This is a genomic window from Pseudooceanicola onchidii (genome assembly GCF_004959925.1).
Taxonomy (GTDB): domain Bacteria; phylum Pseudomonadota; class Alphaproteobacteria; order Rhodobacterales; family Rhodobacteraceae; genus Pseudooceanicola; species Pseudooceanicola onchidii.
Genome location: NZ_SPUW01000003.1, coordinates 34,674 through 56,344, shown reverse-complemented (window position 1 = coordinate 56,344; position 21,671 = coordinate 34,674). Strand labels below are relative to the sequence as shown.

Annotated in this window: 17 protein-coding genes and 1 tRNA gene; 2 read left to right on the top strand and 16 right to left on the bottom strand. The window is 62.6% G+C overall.

Annotation, left to right across the window (positions count from 1 at the left end; genetic code table 11):
- Positions 1-6 precede the first annotated feature (6 nt).
- The 5 genes from rpsJ to rpsL form a co-directional block, all read right to left on the bottom strand.
- Complete coding sequence (rpsJ, locus tag E4S58_RS13110) at positions 7-315, bottom strand: 30S ribosomal protein S10 (protein WP_009805820.1); 309 nt, start codon at positions 313-315, stop codon at positions 7-9.
- 152 nt (positions 316-467) lie between these two features.
- Complete coding sequence (gene tuf, locus E4S58_RS13105) at positions 468-1,643, bottom strand: elongation factor Tu (RefSeq protein WP_136636877.1); 1,176 nt, start codon at positions 1,641-1,643, stop codon at positions 468-470.
- 85 nt (positions 1,644-1,728) lie between these two features.
- Positions 1,729-3,852 carry an elongation factor G gene (gene fusA, locus E4S58_RS13100; RefSeq protein WP_136636892.1) on the bottom strand — a complete coding sequence of 708 codons (2,124 nt, stop codon included), beginning with the start codon at positions 3,850-3,852 and terminating at the stop codon, positions 1,729-1,731.
- A gap of 36 nt (positions 3,853-3,888) precedes the next feature.
- Positions 3,889-4,359, bottom strand: a complete 471-nt coding sequence (gene rpsG, locus E4S58_RS13095; RefSeq protein ID WP_136636891.1) for a 30S ribosomal protein S7 — start codon at positions 4,357-4,359, stop codon at positions 3,889-3,891.
- A gap of 12 nt (positions 4,360-4,371) precedes the next feature.
- The gene (rpsL, locus tag E4S58_RS13090) at positions 4,372-4,743 is read right to left on the bottom strand and encodes a 30S ribosomal protein S12 (RefSeq protein WP_005862801.1); all 372 of its coding nucleotides are present in this window, start codon (positions 4,741-4,743) and stop codon (positions 4,372-4,374) included.
- A 366-nt stretch (positions 4,744-5,109) separates the two neighbouring features.
- Here rpsL and E4S58_RS13085 point away from each other — a divergent pair, with 366 nt between their 5' ends.
- Positions 5,110-5,913, top strand: a complete 804-nt coding sequence (locus E4S58_RS13085) for a glycosyltransferase (protein ID WP_136636890.1) — start codon at positions 5,110-5,112, stop codon at positions 5,911-5,913.
- Here the strand turns inward: E4S58_RS13085 and E4S58_RS13080 are convergent.
- The 8 genes from E4S58_RS13080 to rplK all read right to left on the bottom strand — a co-directional run bounded on the left by E4S58_RS13080 (position 5,903) and on the right by rplK (position 19,484).
- Positions 5,903-6,793, bottom strand: coding sequence for a DMT family transporter (locus E4S58_RS13080; protein ID WP_136636889.1), 891 nt, complete (start codon positions 6,791-6,793; stop codon positions 5,903-5,905). The genes E4S58_RS13085 and E4S58_RS13080 overlap by 11 nt on opposite strands.
- Before the next feature lie 272 nt (positions 6,794-7,065).
- The gene (gene rpoC / locus E4S58_RS13075; protein ID WP_136636888.1) at positions 7,066-11,307 is read right to left on the bottom strand and encodes a DNA-directed RNA polymerase subunit beta'; all 4,242 of its coding nucleotides are present in this window, start codon (positions 11,305-11,307) and stop codon (positions 7,066-7,068) included.
- 71 nt (positions 11,308-11,378) lie between these two features.
- A complete protein-coding gene (rpoB, locus tag E4S58_RS13070) occupies positions 11,379-15,515 on the bottom strand; it encodes a DNA-directed RNA polymerase subunit beta (protein WP_136636887.1) in 4,137 nt (1,378 codons plus the stop codon).
- Positions 15,516-15,772: 257 nt separating this feature from the next.
- Positions 15,773-16,156: a 50S ribosomal protein L7/L12 gene (gene rplL, locus E4S58_RS13065; protein ID WP_136636886.1), complete on the bottom strand. Its 384-nt coding sequence runs from the start codon at positions 16,154-16,156 to the stop codon at positions 15,773-15,775.
- A gap of 71 nt (positions 16,157-16,227) precedes the next feature.
- Complete coding sequence (gene rplJ / locus E4S58_RS13060) at positions 16,228-16,740, bottom strand: 50S ribosomal protein L10 (RefSeq protein WP_136636885.1); 513 nt, start codon at positions 16,738-16,740, stop codon at positions 16,228-16,230.
- Positions 16,741-17,161: 421 nt separating this feature from the next.
- Positions 17,162-18,229: a glycosyltransferase family 2 protein gene (locus E4S58_RS13055; RefSeq protein WP_136636884.1), complete on the bottom strand. Its 1,068-nt coding sequence runs from the start codon at positions 18,227-18,229 to the stop codon at positions 17,162-17,164.
- 129 nt (positions 18,230-18,358) lie between these two features.
- Complete coding sequence (rplA, locus tag E4S58_RS13050) at positions 18,359-19,057, bottom strand: 50S ribosomal protein L1 (protein WP_136636883.1); 699 nt, start codon at positions 19,055-19,057, stop codon at positions 18,359-18,361.
- Between the two features lies 1 nt (position 19,058).
- Positions 19,059-19,484, bottom strand: a complete 426-nt coding sequence (gene rplK / locus E4S58_RS13045; RefSeq protein ID WP_136636882.1) for a 50S ribosomal protein L11 — start codon at positions 19,482-19,484, stop codon at positions 19,059-19,061.
- A 312-nt stretch (positions 19,485-19,796) separates the two neighbouring features.
- Here rplK and E4S58_RS13040 point away from each other — a divergent pair, with 312 nt between their 5' ends.
- On the top strand, positions 19,797-20,372 hold the full coding sequence (locus E4S58_RS13040) for a hypothetical protein (RefSeq protein ID WP_136636881.1): 576 nt from the start codon (positions 19,797-19,799) through the stop codon (positions 20,370-20,372).
- 70 nt (positions 20,373-20,442) lie between these two features.
- Here E4S58_RS13040 and nusG read toward each other — a convergent pair whose 3' ends face one another.
- The 3 genes from nusG to E4S58_RS13025 all read right to left on the bottom strand — a co-directional run bounded on the left by nusG (position 20,443) and on the right by E4S58_RS13025 (position 21,615).
- A complete protein-coding gene (gene nusG, locus E4S58_RS13035; RefSeq protein WP_136636880.1) occupies positions 20,443-20,976 on the bottom strand; it encodes a transcription termination/antitermination protein NusG in 534 nt (177 codons plus the stop codon).
- Between the two features lie 182 nt (positions 20,977-21,158).
- A complete protein-coding gene (gene secE / locus E4S58_RS13030) occupies positions 21,159-21,350 on the bottom strand; it encodes a preprotein translocase subunit SecE (RefSeq protein WP_136636879.1) in 192 nt (63 codons plus the stop codon).
- A gap of 189 nt (positions 21,351-21,539) precedes the next feature.
- Positions 21,540-21,615, bottom strand: a tRNA-Trp gene (locus E4S58_RS13025).
- Positions 21,616-21,671 lie beyond the last annotated feature (56 nt).

The window sequence follows — 21,671 nt, the reverse complement described above, 5'->3', positions numbered from 1 at the left end:
CCTCCCTTACACCTTGATCTCGACATCCACGCCGGCGGCGAGGTCGAGCTTCATCAGCGCGTCCACCGTCTGCGGGGTCGGATCCACGATGTCGAGCAGACGCTTGTGCGTCCGGATCTCGAACTGATCGCGGGATTTCTTGTCAACGTGAGGACCACGGAGAACCGTGAACTTCTCGATCTTGTTGGGCAGCGGGATCGGGCCACGGACCTGAGCGCCGGTGCGCTTCGCCGTGTTGACGATTTCCTGCGTGGACGTATCCAGGACGCGGTAATCGAATGCCTTCAGCCGGATGCGAATGGTTTGACCTGACATGTCAATTCAGCCTTCTTCGGCGTTTGAGTTGAGAGGAAGAAACAGGACCACCCTGCCCCTTCGTCGAACCCTTTATTGATTGGAGCCCCGATAAACGGGGCTCCGGTATTTTGCAATCCGTAAGGTGCGCCCGAAGGCGCGACCTGTACGAATTATTCGACGATTTTCGACACGACGCCCGAACCAACGGTCCGGCCGCCTTCGCGGATGGCGAAACGCAGGCCGTCTTCCATGGCGATCGGGGCGATCAGCTCGACAGCGAACTTCAGGTTGTCGCCGGGCATAACCATCTCGGTGCCCTCGGGAAGGGTCACGGTGCCGGTCACGTCGGTGGTCCGGAAGTAGAACTGCGGACGGTAGTTCGCGAAGAACGGGGTGTGACGGCCGCCTTCTTCCTTGGTCAGGATGTAGACCTCGGCTTCGAACTTCTTGTGCGGCTTCACCGAACCCGGCTTGCAGAGAACCTGGCCACGCTCGACCGCTTCACGGTCGATGCCACGCAGCAGGGCGCCGATGTTGTCGCCGGCTTCCCCACGATCCAGCAGCTTGCGGAACATTTCCACGCCGGTGCAGGTCGTCTTGGTGGTATCCTTGATACCGACGATTTCCAGTTCGTCGCCAACGTTCACGATGCCACGCTCGACACGACCGGTCACAACCGTACCACGACCCGAGATCGAGAAGACGTCTTCGATCGGCATCAGGAAGGGCTGGTCAACGGCACGTTCCGGCTGCGGGATGTACTCGTCCACGGCAGCCATCAGTTCCTTGATCTTCTCTTCGCCGATCTGCGGCTCGGTGCCGTTCATGGCGTGCAGAGCGGAACCTGCGATGATCGGAATGTCGTCGCCCGGGAAGTCGTACTCGGACAGCAGTTCGCGGATTTCCATCTCGACGAGCTCGAGCAGTTCCTCGTCGTCGACCTGGTCAACCTTGTTCATGAACACGACCATGGCGGGGATGCCGACCTGACGGCCAAGCAGGATGTGCTCGCGCGTCTGGGGCATCGGGCCGTCGGCTGCGTTCACGACCAGGATCGCGCCGTCCATCTGGGCGGCACCGGTGATCATGTTCTTGACGTAGTCGGCGTGGCCGGGGCAGTCGACGTGGGCGTAGTGACGCGCGTCGGTTTCATATTCCACGTGTGCGGTGGAAATGGTGATGCCGCGGGCTTTTTCTTCCGGCGCGCCGTCGATCTGGTCGTAGGCTTTGAAGTCACCGAAATACTTGGTGATCGCCGCCGTCAGCGTCGTCTTGCCGTGGTCAACGTGACCGATGGTGCCGATGTTGCAGTGCGGTTTGCCGCGCTCAAACTTTTCCTTGCCCATGGTAGGCTCCCTTTTGTCTTACGGATGGCGGGGTCATCCCCGCCCTACGGTGATGGGTAGGGCGGGGTTCCCCCCGCCACCCGGGTTAAGCGTATTTCGCCTGGATCTCGTCCGAGATGTTCTGCGGAACCGGATCGTAGTGGTCGAACTGCATCGTGAACTGCGCGCGGCCCGAGGACATGGAGCGCAGGGTGTTGATGTAGCCGAACATGTTGGCCAGCGGCACGAAAGCGTCGATCGCGATCGCGTTGCCGCGGGGCTCCTGGCCCGACACCTGCCCACGACGGGAGGTGAGGTCGCCGATGATGCCGCCGGTGTATTCTTCCGGGGTGATCACTTCGACCTTCATCATCGGTTCCAGCAGCTTCGCACCGGCCTTCCGCATCCCTTCACGCATGCACATACGTGCCGCGATTTCGAACGCGAGGACCGAGGAGTCGACGTCGTGGAACTTACCGTCGATCAGCGCGACCTTGAAGTCGATGACCGGGAAGCCTGCCAGCGGACCGGAGTCCATGACCGACTTGATGCCCTTTTCGACGCCGGGGATGTATTCCTTCGGAACCGAACCACCAACGATGCGGGATTCGAACGAATAGCCTTCGCCCGCTTCGGTCGGGGTGATGATGAGCTTGACCTCACCGAACTGACCCGAACCACCCGACTGTTTCTTGTGGGTGTAGGTGTGCTCGACCTCTTTCGAGATCGTCTCGCGATAGGCCACCTGCGGCGCACCGATGTTCGCCTCGACCTTGAATTCGCGCTTCAGACGATCGACGAGGATGTCGAGGTGAAGTTCGCCCATGCCCTTCATGATGGTCTGACCGGACTCGAGGTCGGTCTCGACGCGGAAGGACGGATCTTCTGCCGCAAGGCGCTGAAGGCCCTGGGACATCTTTTCCTGGTCGCCCTTGGTCTTCGGCTCGATCGCGATCTCGATCACCGGCTCGGGGAAGGTCATCGTTTCAAGAACGACAGGTTCCTTGTCCGAACACAGGGTGTCACCGGTGGTGGTGTCTTTCAGACCCGCCAGCGCGATGATGTCGCCTGCGAAGGCTTCTTCGATCTCTTCCCGGTTGTTGGAGTGCATCATCATCATACGACCGACGCGCTCTTTCTTACCTTTGGTGGAGTTCAGGATCGAGTCGCCCTTGTTGAGCTTGCCCGAGTAGATCCGGGTGAAGGTCAGCGAACCGACGAAGGGGTCGTTCATGATTTTGAACGCCAGGCCGGCAAAGGCCATGTCATCGTCGGCGCGGCGTGCGATGTTCCGCTCTTCGTTTTCGTCGCCCGGCTTGAAGCCCATGTAATCGACAACGTCCAGCGGGCTGGGCAGGTAGTCGATCACGGCGTTCAGCAGCGGCTGGACACCCTTGTTCTTGAAGGCAGAACCGCCAAGAACCGGAACGAAGTGCAGCGCCAGCGTGCCCTTGCGCAGCAGTTTGCGCAGGGTGTCGACGTCAGGCTCTTCGCCTTCCAGGTAGGCTTCCATCGCGTCGTCGTCTTCTTCGACGGCCGCTTCGATCATCTTGCCACGCCACTCGTCAGCCACGTCCTTCAGATCGTCACGGATCGGGCCTTTTTCCCAGGACGCGCCCAGATCTTCGCCTTTCCAGACCCACTCTTCCATAGTGACCAGGTCGATCAGGCCTTCCAGCTCGTTCTCGGCACCGATCGGCAGGGCGACAGGCACGGCGCGCGCGCCGGTGCGGTCTTCGATCATCTTGACGCAGTTGAAGAAGTCCGCGCCGATCTTGTCCATCTTGTTGACGAAGACGATCCGCGGAACCTTGTACCGGTCGGCCTGGCGCCACACGGTTTCGGTCTGCGGTTCGACACCGGCGTTGGCGTCCAGAACACAAACGGCACCATCGAGAACCGCCAGCGAACGTTCGACTTCGATGGTGAAGTCCACGTGTCCGGGGGTGTCGATGATGTTCATGCGGTACTTCGTGTCCGAGGTACCGTCAGCGGTCGGCTCTTCCTGGCGCTGCCAGAACGTGGTCGTCGCAGCGGAGGTAATCGTGATGCCACGCTCCTGCTCCTGCTCCATCCAGTCCATGGTGGCGGCACCATCGTGCACTTCACCGATGTTGTGGGACTTGCCGGTGTAGAACAGGATCCGTTCCGAACAGGTCGTCTTGCCGGCGTCGATATGCGCCATGATACCGAAGTTCCGGTACCGCTGGAGGGGATAGTCGCGTGCCATGTTATGCAGCCTTTGGTCGAAAAGTTTCGGTCGGAATTACCAGCGGTAGTGGCTGAATGCCTTGTTCGCATCGGCCATCTTGTGCGTGTCTTCACGCTTCTTGACGGCGGATCCGCGCGAATTGACGGCATCCAGAAGCTCACCCGCCAGGCGCTCTTCCATGGTGTTCTCGTTGCGCGAACGCGACGCGTTGATCAGCCAGCGGATGGCCAGGGCTTCGCGGCGCTCGGGGCGCACTTCGACCGGAACCTGGTAGGTGGCACCACCAACGCGGCGCGAGCGAACCTCGACCGACGGCTTGATGTTGTCGAGAGCTTCGTGGAACAGCTCGACCGGGGCGCGCTTGACCTTGGCTTCGATGCGCTCGAGGGCGTTGTAGACGATACGTTCGGCAACAGCTTTCTTGCCGTCGATCATCAGGTTGTTCATGAACTTCGTCAGAACCCGATCGCCATACTTGGCGTCGGGCAGGACTTCGCGTTTTTCAGCGGCGTGACGGCGGGACATCTGGTAATCCTCTTACTTCGGACGCTTCGCGCCGTACTTCGAACGACGCTGCTTACGGTCTTTGACGCCCTGGGTATCCAGCACGCCGCGGAGAATGTGGTAACGGACGCCCGGAAGGTCTTTCACCCGGCCGCCACGGATCAGGACGACAGAGTGTTCCTGAAGGTTGTGGCTTTCGCCCGGGATATAGCTGATGACTTCGTAGCCGTTGGTCAGGCGAACCTTGGCCACCTTACGCATTGCCGAGTTCGGCTTCTTGGGCGTGGTGGTGTAGACCCGGGTGCAGACGCCGCGTTTCTGCGGGCACTGTTCCAGGTGCTGGGATTTGGAGCGTTTGACTTTGGGCTGCCGGGGTTTCCGGATCAGCTGCTGGATCGTTGGCATCGGGCGATATTCCCCATCTCTCACATATGTGCGCACCTTGTGGGTGCCGTTTCTCTCTTCACGCTGCGCGCGTCCACGCAACGCATAAAAAACCGCATGCGTCCCCTCGTTCGCGGGGAACGACGCGGCGGGTTTTACAGAGGATCGGGGCGTTGCAACCCGGATCTTGACCACTTCGAATTTGATAGCCGGCGGGGAGACCCCGGGCCGATTGGCGCGCGTATACGCAGAGTCGCACCCCTTGTCAACACGGCCCCCCGCCCGGCTTGCCGCCGAACGGTCCGGCTGCAATACTCTGCCGAACCGCCGGTCACAAGCCCGGATCCGTCCCGGCCCACCACGCCGCGCAACATGCAGGACGCCCCCATGCAGGTCATCGGCCTTTGCCGTTTCTCCTATCCCGCGCTCGGCGGCTTCCAGGTCGAACACGACGATCCGGCCACCCGCGCCGCCTACCTCTATGCCCCCGACCGGATGGAGGCCCGCTTTCGCACGTTCGAGGCCTTTACCCTGCCCGGCCTGCGCGCCCAGACCGATCCCGATTTCACCTTCCTGATCGTGGTGGGCGATGACCTGCCCGCCGCCTGGCGCACAAGGCTGGACCGGCTGACCGCCGATATCCCCCAGGTCGTGATCCAGGCCCATCCGCCCGGCCCGCATCGCAAGGTGATGCAGGCCGCGATCAATTCGGTCCGCGACAAGGGACGGATCACGCTGCAATACCGCCTGGACGACGACGACGGCGTGGCGGTGGAATTCACCGCCCGCCTCAGGGCCGAGGCCGCCGCGCAGACACGGGCATTGACCGGCAACCGCCACATCGCCATCGACTTCCGCGACGGCTTCATCGCCGCACCCGGCCCCGAGGGCCTGCGCCTGCGCCGCACCACCGCGCCTTTCATGACCGCCGCCCTGGCGGTGATGTTCGAACCTGATGTGCAGCTGACGGTGATGAACTTCAGCCATGTGAAGCTGGAAAAGTTCATGACCTGCGTGCCCGTCGGCGGTCCTCCGATGTACCTGCGGGGCTACGGCGACTGGAACGACAGCCGTCAGGATGCCCCTGCCCTGCCCGACGACCTGCGCCCCCCCACCCCAGAGGAAGAGGCGCTGATCCGCGCACGGTTCGGCGTCGATGTCCGACGGGTCCGCGCGATCTTCAGTGCATAGTGGCCAGAGCCGCCCGCCGACGCACCCGCACTTCGCGCAGGAAGGAATAGATCCCCGACCCCACCACGATCGCCGCCCCCAGCAGCGTCAGCCCGGTCGGCCAGTCCCCGAAGACCACCAGCCCCAGCACCAGCCCCCAGATCAGCGCGGTGTAGCGGAAGGGCGAAACGAAGCTGACCTCACCGACGCGCATCGCCTGCACCGAGGCCAGGTACGCCCCCAGAACCATCACCGCCGCACCGCCGATCAGCGCGCCCGACCGCCCGTCCAGCGGCGCCCAGCCCTCGACCAGCCCCAGCCCGCCATAGAAGACAAAGATCATCCCCGAGGTGATCGAGGTCACCAGCAGCGTCGGCGCCTCGCGCGACAGCTTGCGGGTCACGATATCGCGCATCGTCAGGCAGCCGACCGCAATCAGGGTATAGATGGCGTAAAGGTTGAACCCCTCGGGCCCCGGCCGCACGATCAGCATCACGCCACAGAACCCCACCAGCGCCGCCGTGATCCGCCGCCAGCCGATCGGTTCGCCAAGGAAGAGTGCCGCCGCCAGCATCACGGTCAGCGGCGCAAACTGCAGGACCGCCGTGGCATTGGCCAGCGGCATGTTGAAAAGCGCGTTGAGGAAGAAATAGGCCGTCGCGACCTCGGCCACACCGCGCAGCACCGACAGGCCCAGATCCCGGCGCGACAACCCGCGCCGGAAGGCGCCGGTTCCCCAGGCCACCGCCAGGAAGGCCAGCGTTACCGCGCCGTTGCGCAGCGTCAGGATCTGATACAGCGGCACCTGCCCCGCCAGCAGTTTCATGAAGGCATCGTTGAGCGTGAAAAGCGCCATCGACAGCGCCATCACCAGCGCGCCCTTCGTGTTGTCGGTCAGCATCCGCCCCTCCCCGTCGTCGTTGCAAACCCATGCCACGGCCCATGACCAAACGGAAGCGCAGGACGGCCCTTGCGGAACTGGAGGGCCCTGCCCTCCAGACCTCCCGAGGTATTTCGGACCAGAAGAAGAGGGGCGCGCGCGTCCGGGCTTCCTCTGGTTCTCATATCCCGGGGGAATTGGCCGCAGGCCAAGGGGGCAGAGCCCCTGCTCAAAAGCAATCAGGCCCCCGGGTGTCCCCGGGGGCCTGATAATTTACGCATTCCAGTTACGGATCAGTCGCGGCTTTCCGGCGTTTCGACGAAGGTGTCGAACTCGTCGCCACCCACGACATCCTCCTGGATCGGAGCGGCCAGGGCGGCGGCCTGTTCGGCCTCCTCACGGCGCGCTTCCAGCACGATGTTGTCGCGGTCGGACGCGATGCGGCGCACGCGCTGCGTGGCGCCACCCGTCCCGGCCGGGATCAGGCGACCGACGATCACGTTCTCTTTCAGGCCGACCAGCTTGTCGCGCTTGCCCTGAACCGAAGCTTCGGTCAGCACGCGCGTGGTTTCCTGGAACGACGCCGCCGAGATGAACGACCGGGTCTGCAGCGACGCCTTGGTGATACCCAGCAGGATCGGCTGACCCTCTGCCGGACGGCCACCGCGGGCCAGCGCCTTCTCGTTCGCTTCGTCGAACTCGATCTTGTCGACCGTTTCGCCCTTCAGCAGCACCGTGTCGCCCGAGTCCGAGATCTCCCACTTCTGCAGCATCTGGCGAACGATCACCTCGATGTGCTTGTCGTTGATCTTCACGCCCTGCAGTCGGTAGACGTCCTGCACCTCGTTGATCATGTAGTCGGCGAGAGCTTCCACGCCCATGATCGCAAGGATGTCGTGCGGCGCCGGGTTGCCGTCCATGATGTAGTCACCCTTCTGCACGAAGTCGCCTTCCTGCACCGGGATGTGCTTGCCCTTGGGCACCATGTATTCGACGGCTTCCATCGACTCGTCGGCCGGCTGGATCGTGATGCGGCGCTTGTTCTTGTAGTCGCGGCCGAAGCGGACGTAACCATCGATCTCGGCGATGATGGCGTGGTCTTTCGGACGACGGGCTTCGAACAGTTCGGCCACACGCGGCAGACCACCGGTGATGTCCTTGGTCTTGGCGCCTTCACGCGGGATACGCGCGACGACGTCACCGGCCTTGATGTCGGCCCCGTCTTCAACAGACAGGATGGCATCCACGGACATCGGGTAGGTCACCGGGTTACCGGCTTCGTTGCGCACCGGCTCACCATCGTCACCGACGATCAGCAGTTCCGGCTTGAGCTCGTTGCCTTTCGGCGAGCCGCGCCAGTCGGACACGATCCGCTGCGTCATGCCGGTCGCTTCGTCGGTGTCCTCGCGCACGGCGATACCGGTGACGAGGTCGACATAGCGCACCTGGCCCGCTTTCTCGGCGATGATCGGCAGGGTGTAGGGATCCCATTCGAACAGCTTGGTGCCGCGGGTGATCTTTTCGCCGTCCTTGACGAAGATCTTGGTACCGTAGCCCAGCTTGTGGCTGGCACGTTCGTCGCCGTTGTCGTCGAGAATCCGCAGCTTCATGTTCCGGCCCATGACGAGCGTCTCGCCATTGGCGTTGTCCAGAAGCTGGGGATATTCGAACGACACGGTGCCGTCGACCGAGGCTTCGAGGAAGGACTGCTGACCACCCTGGGCCACGCCGCCGATGTGGAAGGTCCGCATCGTCAGCTGCGTGCCCGGCTCACCGATCGACTGTGCCGCGATGATACCCACGGCTTCGCCCTGGTTCACCATCGTACCGCGCGCAAGGTCACGGCCATAGCACATGGCGCAGACACCGTCTTCCGCTTCACAGGTCAGCGGCGACCGGATGCGCATGGTCTGGACGTTGGCCTCTTCGATCGAGTCGGCGGTGCGTTCGTCGATCAGCGTGCCCTTCGGCACCAGAACCTCTTCGGTGCCGGGGATCAGCACGTCTTCGGCCGCAACACGACCCAGGACGCGTTCCCCGATGGTCGCAACCACCTCACCGTCGTTGACGGCAGCTTCGGCGGTCACGGCACGGTCGGTGCCGCAGTCGACTTCGCGCACGATGCAGTCCTGCGCCACGTCGACCAGACGCCGGGTCAGGTAGCCCGAGTTCGCCGTCTTCAGAGCGGTATCCGACAGACCCTTACGGGCACCGTGGGTGGAGTTGAAGTACTCCAACACGGTCAGACCTTCCTTGAAGTTCGAGATGATCGGCGTCTCGATGATGTCGCCGTTCGGCTTCGCCATCAGGCCGCGCATCCCGCCCAGCTGTTTCATCTGCGTGACCGAGCCCCGCGCACCGGAGTGCGCCATCATGTAGACCGAGTTCGGTTCCTGTTCTGCACCGGCGTCGTCATGCTTGACGGCCGAGATGGTCGACATCATGGCCTCGGTGACCTTGTCGTTACACTTCGACCAGGCATCGACAACCTTGTTGTACTTTTCGCCCTGGGTGATCAGGCCGTCCATGTACTGCTGTTCGAAATCCGCGACCTGTTCGCGGGTTTCCTCGACGAGGTCCCACTTGTTGTCGGGGATGACCATGTCGTCCTTGCCGAAGGAGATCCCGGCCTTGAACGCTTCGCGGAAGCCCATGGTCATGATCTGGTCACAGAAGATGACCGACTCTTTCTGACCGCAATACCGGTAGACGGTGTCGATGACCTGCTGCACTTCGCGCTTGCGAAGCAGACGGTTGACCAGTTCGAACGGCGCCTTGGCGTTCATCGGCAGAAGCGCACCCAGCCTCACGCGGCCCGGGGTGGTTTCGAACCGCATCATCACCTCGTTGCCCTCTTCGTCGATCTGCGGAAGGCGGGCGGTGATTTTCGCGTGCAGGTGCACGGCGCCGGTGTCCAGCGCGTACTGGACTTCGTCGATGGAGGAGAAGGTCATGCCTTCGCCCTTCATCCCCTCGCGGGCGATGGTCGTGTAGTAGAGACCAAGGATCATATCCTGCGACGGAACGATGATCGGCGCGCCGTTGGCGGGCGACAGAACGTTGTTCGTCGACATCATCAGGACGCGCGCTTCCAGCTGCGCCTCGAGGCTCAGCGGCACGTGGACAGCCATCTGGTCGCCGTCGAAGTCGGCGTTGAACGCCGAACAGACGAGCGGGTGCAGCTGGATGGCCTTGCCTTCGATCAGCGTAGGTTCGAACGCCTGGATGCCAAGACGGTGCAGCGTGGGCGCGCGGTTCAGCAGAACCGGGTGTTCACGGATGACCTCGTCAAGGATGTCCCAGACCTCGGGACGCTCTTTTTCCACCAGCTTCTTCGCCTGTTTCACGGTGCTGGACAGGCCCTTGGCTTCCAGACGCGAGTAGATGAACGGCTTGAAGAGTTCGAGCGCCATCTTCTTGGGCAGGCCGCACTGGTGCAGCTTGAGCTCCGGACCGGTCACGATGACCGAACGACCCGAGAAGTCGACGCGCTTACCCAGAAGGTTCTGACGGAAGCGGCCGTGCTTACCTTTCAGCATGTCCGACAGCGACTTCAGCGGGCGCTTGTTCTGGCCCGTGATGACGCGGCCGCGACGGCCGTTGTCAAACAGCGCATCAACCGACTCCTGCAGCATCCGCTTTTCGTTACGGACGATGATGTCGGGCGCGCGCAGTTCGATCAGACGCTTCAGACGGTTGTTCCGGTTGATCACACGACGATAGAGGTCGTTGAGGTCGGAGGTCGCAAAGCGGCCGCCGTCCAGCGGAACCAGCGGGCGCAGTTCCGGCGGGATCACGGGGATCACGGTCAGGATCATCCACTCGGGACGGTTGCCGGATTCCAGGAAGGATTCCACGACCTTGAGCCGCTTGATGATCTTCTTGGGCTTCAGCTCGCCGGTGGCTTCGGCCAGTTCCGCGCGCAGGTGCTCGGCCTCGGATTCGAGGTCGATCTTGGCCAGCATCTCGCGGATGGCTTCGGCGCCGATGTTCGCCTGGAACGCGTCGCCGCCATAGGCGTCCTGCGCATCCATGAACTCTTCTTCCGTCAGCATCTGGCCTTCGGTCAGGTCGGTCAGGCCTGGGTCGATCACGACGTAGTTCTCAAAGTAGAGCACGCGCTCCAGATCACGCAGGGTCATGTCCAGCAGAAGGCCGATCCGCGACGGAAGCGACTTCAGGAACCAGATGTGCGCGACGGGGGCCGCCAGTTCGATGTGGCCCATACGCTCGCGGCGGACCTTCTGCAGCGTAACTTCCACACCGCATTTCTCGCAGACGACGCCGCGATACTTCATCCGCTTGTACTTGCCGCAGAGGCATTCGTAGTCCTTGATCGGCCCGAAGATACGGGCGCAGAACAGGCCGTCGCGCTCGGGCTTGTAGGTCCGGTAGTTGATGGTCTCGGGCTTCTTGATCTCGCCGTAGGACCACGAGAGGATCCGCTCGGGCGATGCCAGCGACACCTTGATTTCGTCAAAGACCTTCTGGGGGGCCAGAGGGTTGAACGGGTTGTTGGTCAGTTCCTGGTTCATGTCTTTTTCCTAGATGACAGGGCGGGAGGGATGAGGGCGGGCGATCCGAAGACCGCCCAAAGGCATGCGCCTTATTCCTCTCCCTCCGCGTCCAGGAGTTCCATGTTCAGGCCGAGGCCGCGGACTTCCTTGACGAGAACGTTAAAGCTCTCGGGAACGCCCGCTTCGAAGTTGTCCTCGCCCTTGACGATCGATTCATAGACCTTCGTCCGGCCGGCCACGTCGTCCGACTTCACCGTCAGCATCTCCTGCAGGGTGTAGGCGGCGCCATAGGCTTCCAGAGCCCAGACTTCCATCTCACCGAAGCGCTGACCACCGAACTGCGCCTTACCACCAAGCGGCTGCTGGGTGACGAGCGAGTACGGCCCCGTCGAACGGGCGTGGATCTTGTCGTCGACAAGGTGGTGCAGCTTGAGCAGGTACTTCACACCGACCGTGACCTTGCGCGAGAACTGCTCGCCGGTCCGGCCGTCGTACAGCACCGACTGACCCGAGGTGTCGAACCCGGCGCGCGCCAGCGCGTCGTTCACGTCCGCCTCTTTGGCACCGTCGAAGACCGGCGTTGCGATCGGCACACCGCGCGTCACGTTGCTGGCTGCCTCGATCATCTGATCGTCGTCCATGTTGGCGAAGCCTTCGTCATAGACGTCTTCACCATAGACGATCTTCAGCGCGTCCTTGACCGGGGTCATGTCGCCGGTGCGGCGGTATTCACCCAGTGCGTCGTCCACCTGGATACCCAGACCGCGTGCGGCCCAGCCCATGTGGGTTTCAAGGATCTGACCGACGTTCATGCGCGACGGCACGCCAAGCGGGTTGAGGCAGAAGTCGACCGGGGTACCATCCTGAAGGAACGGCATGTCCTCCATCGGCACCACGCGCGAAATCACACCCTTGTTCCCGTGACGACCCGCCATCTTGTCGCCCGGCTGAAGCTTGCGCTTCACGGCGATGAAGACCTTGACCATCTTCATCACGCCCGGGGGCAGATCGTCGCCGCGGCGGACCTTTTCGACCTTGTCCTCGAAGCGGGCGTCGAGGGCACGTTTCTGCGCCTCGTACTGCTCGTTCAGGGCTTCGACGATCTGGGCGTCCTGGTCCTCGGCGAGGGCCAGCTGCCACCAATGCGAGCGCGGCAGGGTCGCCAGAAGCTCTTCGTCGATGGTCGAATTTGCCTTGACGCCCTTCGGACCCTTCACGGCAACCTTGCCGAGGATCAGGTCCTTCAGACGCGCATAGATGTTCCGGTCGAGGATGACGAGTTCGTCGTCCCGGTCACGGCCCAGGCGCTGGATTTCCTCGCGCTCGATCTGCAGTGCACGTTCGTCTTTCTCCACGCCATGGCGGTTGAAGACGCGCACTTCGACGACGGTCCCGTAGTCGCCCGGCTTGACGCGAAGCGAGGTGTCACGGACGTCCGACGCCTTTTCCCCGAAGATGGCGCGCAGAAGCTTTTCTTCCGGCGTCATCGGGCTTTCGCCCTTCGGAGTGATCTTGCCCACGAGGATATCGCCCGGCTCGACGTCAGCGCCGATGTAGACGATGCCCGCTTCGTCGAGGTTGCGCAGGGCTTCCTCGCCGACGTTCGGGATGTCGCGGGTGATTTCTTCCGGCCCAAGCTTCGTGTCACGCGCGGCGACTTCGAATTCCTCGATGTGGATCGAGGTGAACACGTCGTCCTTTGCGATCCGTTCCGAGATCAGGATGGAGTCTTCGTAGTTGTAGCCGTTCCAGGGCATGAAGGCGACGACGACGTTCTTGCCGAGCGCCAGTTCACCCATGTCCGTGGACGGACCATCCGCGATGACTTCGCCCTTCTCGACCGTGTCACCGACCTTCACCAGCGGACGCTGGTTGATGGTGGTGTTCTGGTTCGACCGCTGGAACTTGCGCAGACGATAGATGTCCACGCCCGCGTCACCCAGTTCAAGGTCTTCGGTCGCCCGGATCACGATACGCTGTGCATCGACCTGGTCGATGACACCGGCGCGCGTGGCCTGGATGGCCGCGCCCGAGTCGATGGCGACCTTGCCTTCGATCCCGGTGCCGACCAGCGGCGCCTCGGCCCGCAGAAGCGGAACCGCCTGACGCTGCATGTTCGAGCCCATCAGGGCGCGGTTGGCGTCGTCGTTTTCCAGGAACGGGATCAGCGAGGCCGCGACGGACACCAACTGCTTGGGCGACACGTCGATCAGGTCCACGTTTTCACGCGGGGCAAGGGTGTATTCCCCCTGCTGACGGGTGTTGACCAGTTCGTTCTGGAAGTTGCCGTTTTCGTCGAGGTTGGCGTTCGCCTGCGCCACGGTGTGACGCATTTCCTCGGTCGCGGACATGTACTTCACCTCGTCGGTGACATGCCCGTTCTCGACCCGGCGGTACGGGGTTTCGATGAAGCCATACTTGTTCACGCGGGCGAAGGTCGCCAGCGAGTTGATCAGACCGATGTTCGGGCCTTCCGGCGTTTCAATCGGGCACATCCGGCCATAGTGCGTGGCGTGAACGTCGCGCACCTCAAAGCCAGCGCGTTCGCGGGTCAGACCGCCCGGCCCAAGCGCGGAAAGACGACGCTTGTGCGTCACTTCGGACAGCGGGTTGGTCTGGTCCATGAACTGCGACAGCTGCGAAGAGCCGAAGAATTCGCGGACAGCCGCAGCCGCCGGTTTCGCGTTGATCAGGTCCTGCGGCATGACCGTGTCGATCTCGACCGAGGACATGCGTTCCTTGATCGCGCGCTCCATGCGAAGCAGCCCGACGCGATACTGGTTTTCCATCAGTTCGCCGACAGAGCGGACACGACGGTTGCCAAGGTGGTCGATGTCGTCCACTTCGCCACGGCCGTCGCGCAGTTCGACCAGCGCCTTGATACAGGCGACGATGTCTTCGCGGCGCAGGGTCCGCTGCGTGTCTTCCGCATCCAGCGCAAGACGCATGTTCATCTTCACGCGACCCACGGCCGACAGGTCGTAGCGTTCGCTGTCGAAGAACAGCTGATCGAACAGGGCCGACGCGGCTTCGACGGTCGGCGGTTCACCCGGACGCATCACGCGGTAGATGTCCATGAGCGCGGTGTCGCGGTTCATGTTCTTGTCTGCCGCCATGGTGTTGCGGATGTACGGACCGACGCTGACGTTGTCGATGTCGAGGACCGGGATATCGGTGATGCCCGCTTCCAGCAGCTCCTGCAGGGAACCGCCGGTGATCTCGCCGTCCTTGTCGTATTCCAGCGTCAACTCGTCACCGGCTTCGACGTAGATCGCGCCAGTTTCTTCGTTGATGATGTCCTTCGCGACGAACTTGCCGACGATGCGGTCGAACGGCACCAGCAGGTTCTGGACCTTGCCTTCGTCGATCAGCTTCTTGACGGCGCGCGGGGTCACCTTCTTGCCGGCTTCGGCAATCACTTCACCGGTGTCGGCGTCGACCAGGTCATAGGTCGGGCGCGTGCCACGAACGCGCTCGGGGAAGAACTTGGTCACCCAGCCCTGGCCGCGGCGCAGGCTGTAGTCGACGGTGGTGTAATACGCATCCATGATGTCTTCCTGGTCGAGACCAAGGGAATACAGCAGGGTCGTGACCGGAAGCTTCCGGCGACGGTCGATGCGGGCGAAGACGATGTCTTTCGCGTCGAATTCAAAGTCCAGCCAGCTGCCGCGGTACGGGATGATGCGGCAGGCGAACAGAAGCTTGCCCGAGGAATGGGTCTTGCCCTTGTCGTGGTCGAAGAACACGCCCGGCGAACGGTGCATCTGGGACACGATCACGCGCTCGGTGCCGTTCACGATGAACGTCCCGTTCGGGGTCATCAGGGGCATGTCGCCCATGAAGACGTCCTGTTCCTTGATGTCCTTGACCGACTTGGCACCGGTGTCTTCGTCGATATCGAACACGATCAGGCGCAGGGTGACCTTCAGCGGGGCCGCGTAGGTCATGTCGCGCTGCTGACATTCCTCGACGTCGTACTTCGGCTTCTCAAGCTCGTATTTCACGAATTCGAGGATCGAGGTCTCGTTGAAGTCCTTGATCGGGAAAACCGACTGGAACACGCCCATGATGCCTTCGCCGTCAAGCGGCTGGGGCTGGTCGCCGGATTTCAGGAACAGATCGTAGGACGCTTTCTGAACCTCAATGAGGTTCGGCATTTCGAGAACTTCACGGATCTTGCCGTAATATTTCCGAAGACGTTTCTGACCGAGGAAGGTCTGAGCCATGACGTAAGTCACCTTTCGTTTCACATCAGAACGCAAATGCCGTCGGGCCCGGCACTGCGCCCTTTTCGAAACAGGGGGTTCGGATCCATGCCTGGCCACCTCCCGTATGGTGGCCTCCCGATCCTGTGAACCTCGCCTTAGGCAGGGCTTTCGCAAAAGCCCTCTCTGAGACAGGTTCGGCTGAACCCGGATTTCCCGGATTCAGCCTGATAAACGTCGCGTAGGGTGCGTGCTGGCACGCACCGCCTACGCCCCGATTACTTGAGTTCGATCTCTGCGCCAGCTGCTTCCAGCTTGGCTTTGATCTCTTCGGCTTCCGCCTTGGACGCGCCTTCTTTGACGGCCTTGCCACCAGCTTCGACGAGCTCTTTGGCTTCTTTCAGGCCCAGACCGGTGATGCCGCGGACTTCTTTGATCACGTTGATCTTGGAAGCGCCGGCCGACTTCAGGATGACGTCGAATTCGGTCTTTTCTTCTTCAGCTGCGCCACCGGCGTCGCCGCCTGCGGGGCCGGCCATCATGACAGCGCCGCCAGCTGCGGGCTCGATGCCGTACTCGTCTTTCAGGATGGTTTTCAGTTCTTGTGCTTCGAGAAGCGTCAGACCAACGATCTCTTCTGCCAGTTTCTTCAGATCAGCCATTTTACTGTTTCCGTATCTTTAGATGTGTTCCAACGTTAAGGTGTTCAACCCTACGCCGTATCTCAGGTTGCTTACGCCGCCTTGTCCTCGATCGTGGACAGGATGGAGGCGATGTTCGAAGCAGGTGCGCCAATTGCCCCGGCGATGTTCGAAGCGGGTGCGCCGATGCAGCCGACGATGGAAGCGATAAGCTCCTCGCGGGACGGCATCTTCGACACGGCTTCAACGCCGGCACGGTCAAGAGCGTTCTCACCCATTGCACCGCCAAGGATCTCAAACTTTTTGTTTTCCTTGGCGAAGTCCTCGGCCACCTTTGCTGCTGCAACGGGGTCTTCGGAATAGGTCAGAACGGTCATCCCCGTCAGGAGCGAGCCGATGCTTTCGCAGGGCTTTCCGTCCAGGGCGATCTTGGCAAGCCTGTTCTTGGCGACGCGGACGCTTGCATCGGCTTCACGAGCCTTTGCGCGCAGTGTCTGCATCTCAGCAACCGTGAGGCCGGTGTAGTGGGCAACCACGACAACGCCAGAGCTTTCGAAGATCTGGCCGAGCTCGTCGACCACTTTCTCTTTCTGGGCTCTATCCACAGTTTCACTCCAAGTAGTGGAGGGTCAGACCCTCCGGCTCAGTTCAGCCGGGACATAAAGCCCCGACTATTCGGGTCCTTACGGGTCCGTCCAATCTCGCCCCGGGTGCTCTACTGGAGCCACCGAAGAAATCTGGGTCTTACCCGTCTCAGGCAGGAATTACAGGATCTCTCCAACCCACCGTCTCGGACGAATCGTCATTGGCCCCGAATCCGGGGCAACAACAGGTGGCGGTTTAGTGAATCGCAAAAGGAAAGTGAAGACCTTTTCGACTTCACTTCACCCGGAAAGGGACGTCGCACCGGAACGGCACCGCAACGTCGCTTTGTATGGTTACGGAAAATAACACGTTTCACGCGCAGGTGCAGCAAAAAAACGTGGCGCGGCAAACCGCCGACCCCGCCCCGGCGACAGCCCGCCGTTACACGAGCCGACGCTGCGGGCGGTCGGCAAAGTCGAAGGACAGCGGCGCAAGCTCGACATCGACCAGATCGGCCTCTTCTGTGCCCCCTGCCCCGGCGCGCAGGGTCGAGAACAGCAATTCGCTGCCCAACTGCGGGCCAATCAGGTCGTCGGGGGTCACGTCCAGATCCAAGCGCGCGCGCACCTCGCCCAGCAGATCCAGCCTGTCGCGATCGAAGACGAAGAACAGATCATAAAGTCGGCGCAGTTCCGGCACGGGATCCGGCAGATCCAGGGCCGCGGAGATGACCTCGCGGATCGGGCCGCGGAACCCGCGCGACGACAGCCGCCAGGGCAGCTTGGCCCGCCAGGTCTCGAACCCCTGGTCGACGAAGTGCAACAGATGCGCGCCCTCGGCCCGGCCCAGCACCGGACCTTCGATCGGATCGCCGCCCGCGCCTTGCGCCCAATGCTGGCGCAGGGTCACGCCGGGCAACCCGGCGCGGGTGCAGGACTTGCCGTGCACATGCCCCATCAGCCCGGCCCGCACCTTCATCGCCGGGGCCAGGTCGCCATAGACCCGCCGCTGCATCCAGGGCTTCATCAGGCACCGGAAATGGTGCCCGGGGCTGTCCGGGGTCTGCAGGTGTTCGACCGGCTCCACCCGGAAGGTCGGGACATCCTTGGGCTGGGCCTGGACTTCCTCGGCCAGCGTCCGCCCGTCCAGGTGAAGCAGTTCATCACTGTCGACGTTCAGGAACCAGCCACCGCAGACCGTGTCGTAGACATGGCTCATCGCGGCGTTCTGTCGCTTGGTGAACCGCGCGGCCGGATCCAGGCCGAGCCTCTGCCAGAACTCGGTCGTGCAGCGGATGACCTCGACCCGGCTGACCCCGGACATCAGATCGGCGGCCGGATCGGCAGGATCGTCAAAGCACAGCACGATCCGGTCGGCCTCCTGCGCCAGGTACCACGCCACGAAGCGCACGACCGTCTCGACCGGTTCACGCAGAATGGTGCCCACGGTCAGCCGCGACCGGGGCAGCAACCGCAACGCGGGCCGGGAGAGAGGGGTATCGGTGCTCATGTGCCTGCCTTTTTGCGAAAAGCTACCCCCAGAATGTGGAGAAAATGAGTCCCCCGCCCCCACCAATCCGACCAAATGAAAAGGGGCGCGCCAGCGGCACGCCCCTTCCCTATCCGTTGATCGCGCGGATCAGTTGCCGGTCGCGCTTTCGATCGACACCGACACGCCCGGGCCCATGGAGGACGACAGGGACACCTTCTTCATGTAGGTGCCTTTCGCGCCCGCGGGCTTGGCTTTGGAGACGGCATCCACGAAGGCGCGGATGTTCTCGATCAGCTTGGCATCGTCGAAGGACGCCTTGCCGACACCTGCGTGCACGACACCGGCCTTTTCGGCCTTGAACTGGACTTCACCGCCCTTGGCTGCCTTGACGGCATCCGCGACGTCCATGGTCACCGTGCCGACCTTGGGGTTCGGCATCAGGTTACGCGGGCCAAGCACCTTACCCAGACGGCCGACGATCGGCATCATGTCCGGGGTTGCGATGCAGCGGTCGAAATCGATCGTGCCGCCCTGGATGGTTTCCATCAGGTCTTCGGCGCCAACGATGTCCGCACCAGCTTCTTTCGCTTCGTCAGCCTTGGGGCCACGGGCGAAAACAGCGACGCGAACGTCCTTGCCGGTGCCGTTCGGCAGACCGACGACGCCACGAACCATCTGGTCGGCGTGACGCGGGTCGACGCCCAGGTTCATCGCGATCTCGATGGTTTCGTCGAACTTGGCCGAAGCGTTGGCCTTGATCAGGGCAACGGCGTCTTCGACCGAGATGTCTTCCTTGCCGGCGAAAGCTTCGCGAGCAGCGATCGTGCGCTTACCAATCTTTCCCATCTTACTTCACCTCGATGCCCATGGAGCGGGCGGAGCCCAGGATGATCTGCATCGCGCCTTCGATGTCGTTGGCGTTCAGATCCTTCATCTTCGCTTCGGCGATCTCTTTCACCTGGGCGACAGTGATGTGGCCGGCAACCGACTTACCGGGCTCTTTCGAACCGGATTTCAGCTTGGCCGCCTTCTTGATGTAGTAAGACGCGGGCGGCGTCTTGATTTCCATCGTGAAGGATTTGTCCTGGTAGTAGGAAATCACGGTCGGGCACGGCGCGCCGGGCTCCATTTCCTGCGTCTTGGCGTTGAACGCCTTGCAGAATTCCATGATGTTGATGCCGCGCTGACCCAGCGCGGGGCCCACGGGCGGGGACGGGTTTGCCTGCCCGGCGGGCACTTGCAGCTTGAGGCTGCCGATCAGTTTCTTGGCCATTGGCCTTCTCCTTTCCAACGCCACTGGAACGCGTTCCAGTGGCTTTCGTCGTGTGGTCAGGTCCGGACAACGCGTCGCCCTCGCCTCCCACGGGAATCCGCCGCGCGGAATCGATGCCCGCACGACAGGGCGGCCGGATACACCCGACAGCCCCATATTGCAAGTCATCCGACCCGCACTGGCATCCCTCGCGCGAATCTGGTCTGCAGGCCCCATTGAACCGTCATCGTATTAGCCCGGTCCGGCCATCTGGCCGCCACATTAACCTTCTTTAACACGCTGAACTTTTTTGATCTCGAGACGTTAACGATCATGACCCTACTTACAGACCAGTTCCCCGCGCGCATTCTGGATGCGGCCCCTGCTCCGCGCCGGTGTTACGAGGCCGTCGATTACCTGGACCACCTGCTTGACGAACGCCCCGACCTGTTCAGTGCCGCCGTGCCCTTTGCCGGTCACGAAGACCTGGCCGAACTGGTCATGACCCGCCTGTGGAGCCGCAGCAGGACCGCCGACCTGCAGGCCCTGGCCGAGATCGCTGAACACCCCGAAACCGACTTCTGGGTCGGCTTCGCCATCCTGCTCCGTGTCTTCCCTGACCCGACGTCTGCCCCGGCCCTGGTGACCCTGGCCGCGCGGATCGTGGCGCGGATCAATTCCGGCACATGGCGTCTGCAGCATTCGGTGACGCCGATCATCTCGACCCGCGGGCTGGAGCTTTATGCGCGTCTGTCGGAAAACCGCCCGGACCTGCGCCTGACGGACGAGGCCATCGCCCGCGCCGAGGCCCATGCCGCCTGGCTGGAGCGCGGCCGCAAGGCGACGCCGCGCTACACGACCTTCAACGGCACCCCGATCTGGGCCGCGAACACGTCCGACACGGACTGATCACCGCCACCACCGGCACAAGCAAAAGGGGCCCGCGGGCCCCTTCTTCGTGTCCGGATCGCGGGGCGTGTCAGCCCTGCTTGGTCACCTGGGTGAATTCCAGCTCGACCGGGGTCTCGCGGCCGAAGATCGACACCGACACCTTCAGGCGCTGGTTGTCGTCGTCGACTTCCTCGATCATGCCGGTGAAGTCCTCGAACGGACCGTCGTTGACCTTGACCTTCTCGCCGATCTCGAAGTGGATCAGGGTGCGCGGGGTTTCCTCGCCCTCGGCCACGCGGCCCAGGATCGCGGCGACCTCGGCGTCACGCATCGGCATCGGGCGGCCCTGCGGCCCCAGGAAACCGGTGACGCGGTTGATCGAGTTGATCAGGTGGTAGCCCTGGTCCGACATCTCCATCCGCACCAGCACGTAGCCGGGCATGAAGCGGCGTTCGGTCGTGACCTTCTTGCCGCGCCGGATCTCGATCACCTCTTCGGTCGGGACCAGCACTTCTTCGATTTCGTCCTCAAGACCCTGCTCGGCAACCGAGGTCCGGATCTGCTCCGCGATCTTCTTCTCGAAATTCGACAGAACACTGACCGAGTACCACCGCTTCGCCATCTCGCTACGATCCTTCTTCCCCGGGCCATGCCGGTTGCCTCAATTACGTCCGCCCGATCGGGCCATCCCCGAAACACGGGGCCGCTGAACTCGAATCGTCGCTGGCCATGTCGGGGGAGTAGGCGTCACCTACCGATTTCGCACCGCCAAGGCAAGACTTTGACGGCGAATGCGGCGCCCGGTCAGCCGAAGATGCTGAGAAGCCCCTGCAGACCGCTGCGGATGAGCAGGTCGACAAGCGCGAAGAAGACCGAGGTCAGCGCCGCCATGATGAACACCATCACGGTCGTCAGCATCACTTCCCGCCGGGTCGGCCAGGTGATCTTGGCGATCTCGGAACGGGTCTGGTTGATGAACTGGATCGGGTTTGCCATTGGGTCTTCCGTCATTGGGGCGTCGGTGCCGTGGCCGGTCACATAACGGCTGGAGCCCGCGAATTCAAGGCGAACGTGGCGCCCGTGATGCGCGTCGCGGCGGAGGGCGCTGCCCTCCGGACCTCCCGGAGTATTTCCGGCAAGATGAAGCCGGGGACCTGCGGGTCGTAGCGATTTCGGATTGACGGCTGGCAGGGGCAGAGGGACTCGAACCCACGACCCTCGGTTTTGGAGACCGATGCTCTACCAACTGAGCTATACCCCTAGGCCGTGTCGTGGGATAGGTCAGCCGCCGGACAAGATCAAGCGGGTTTTCGATGC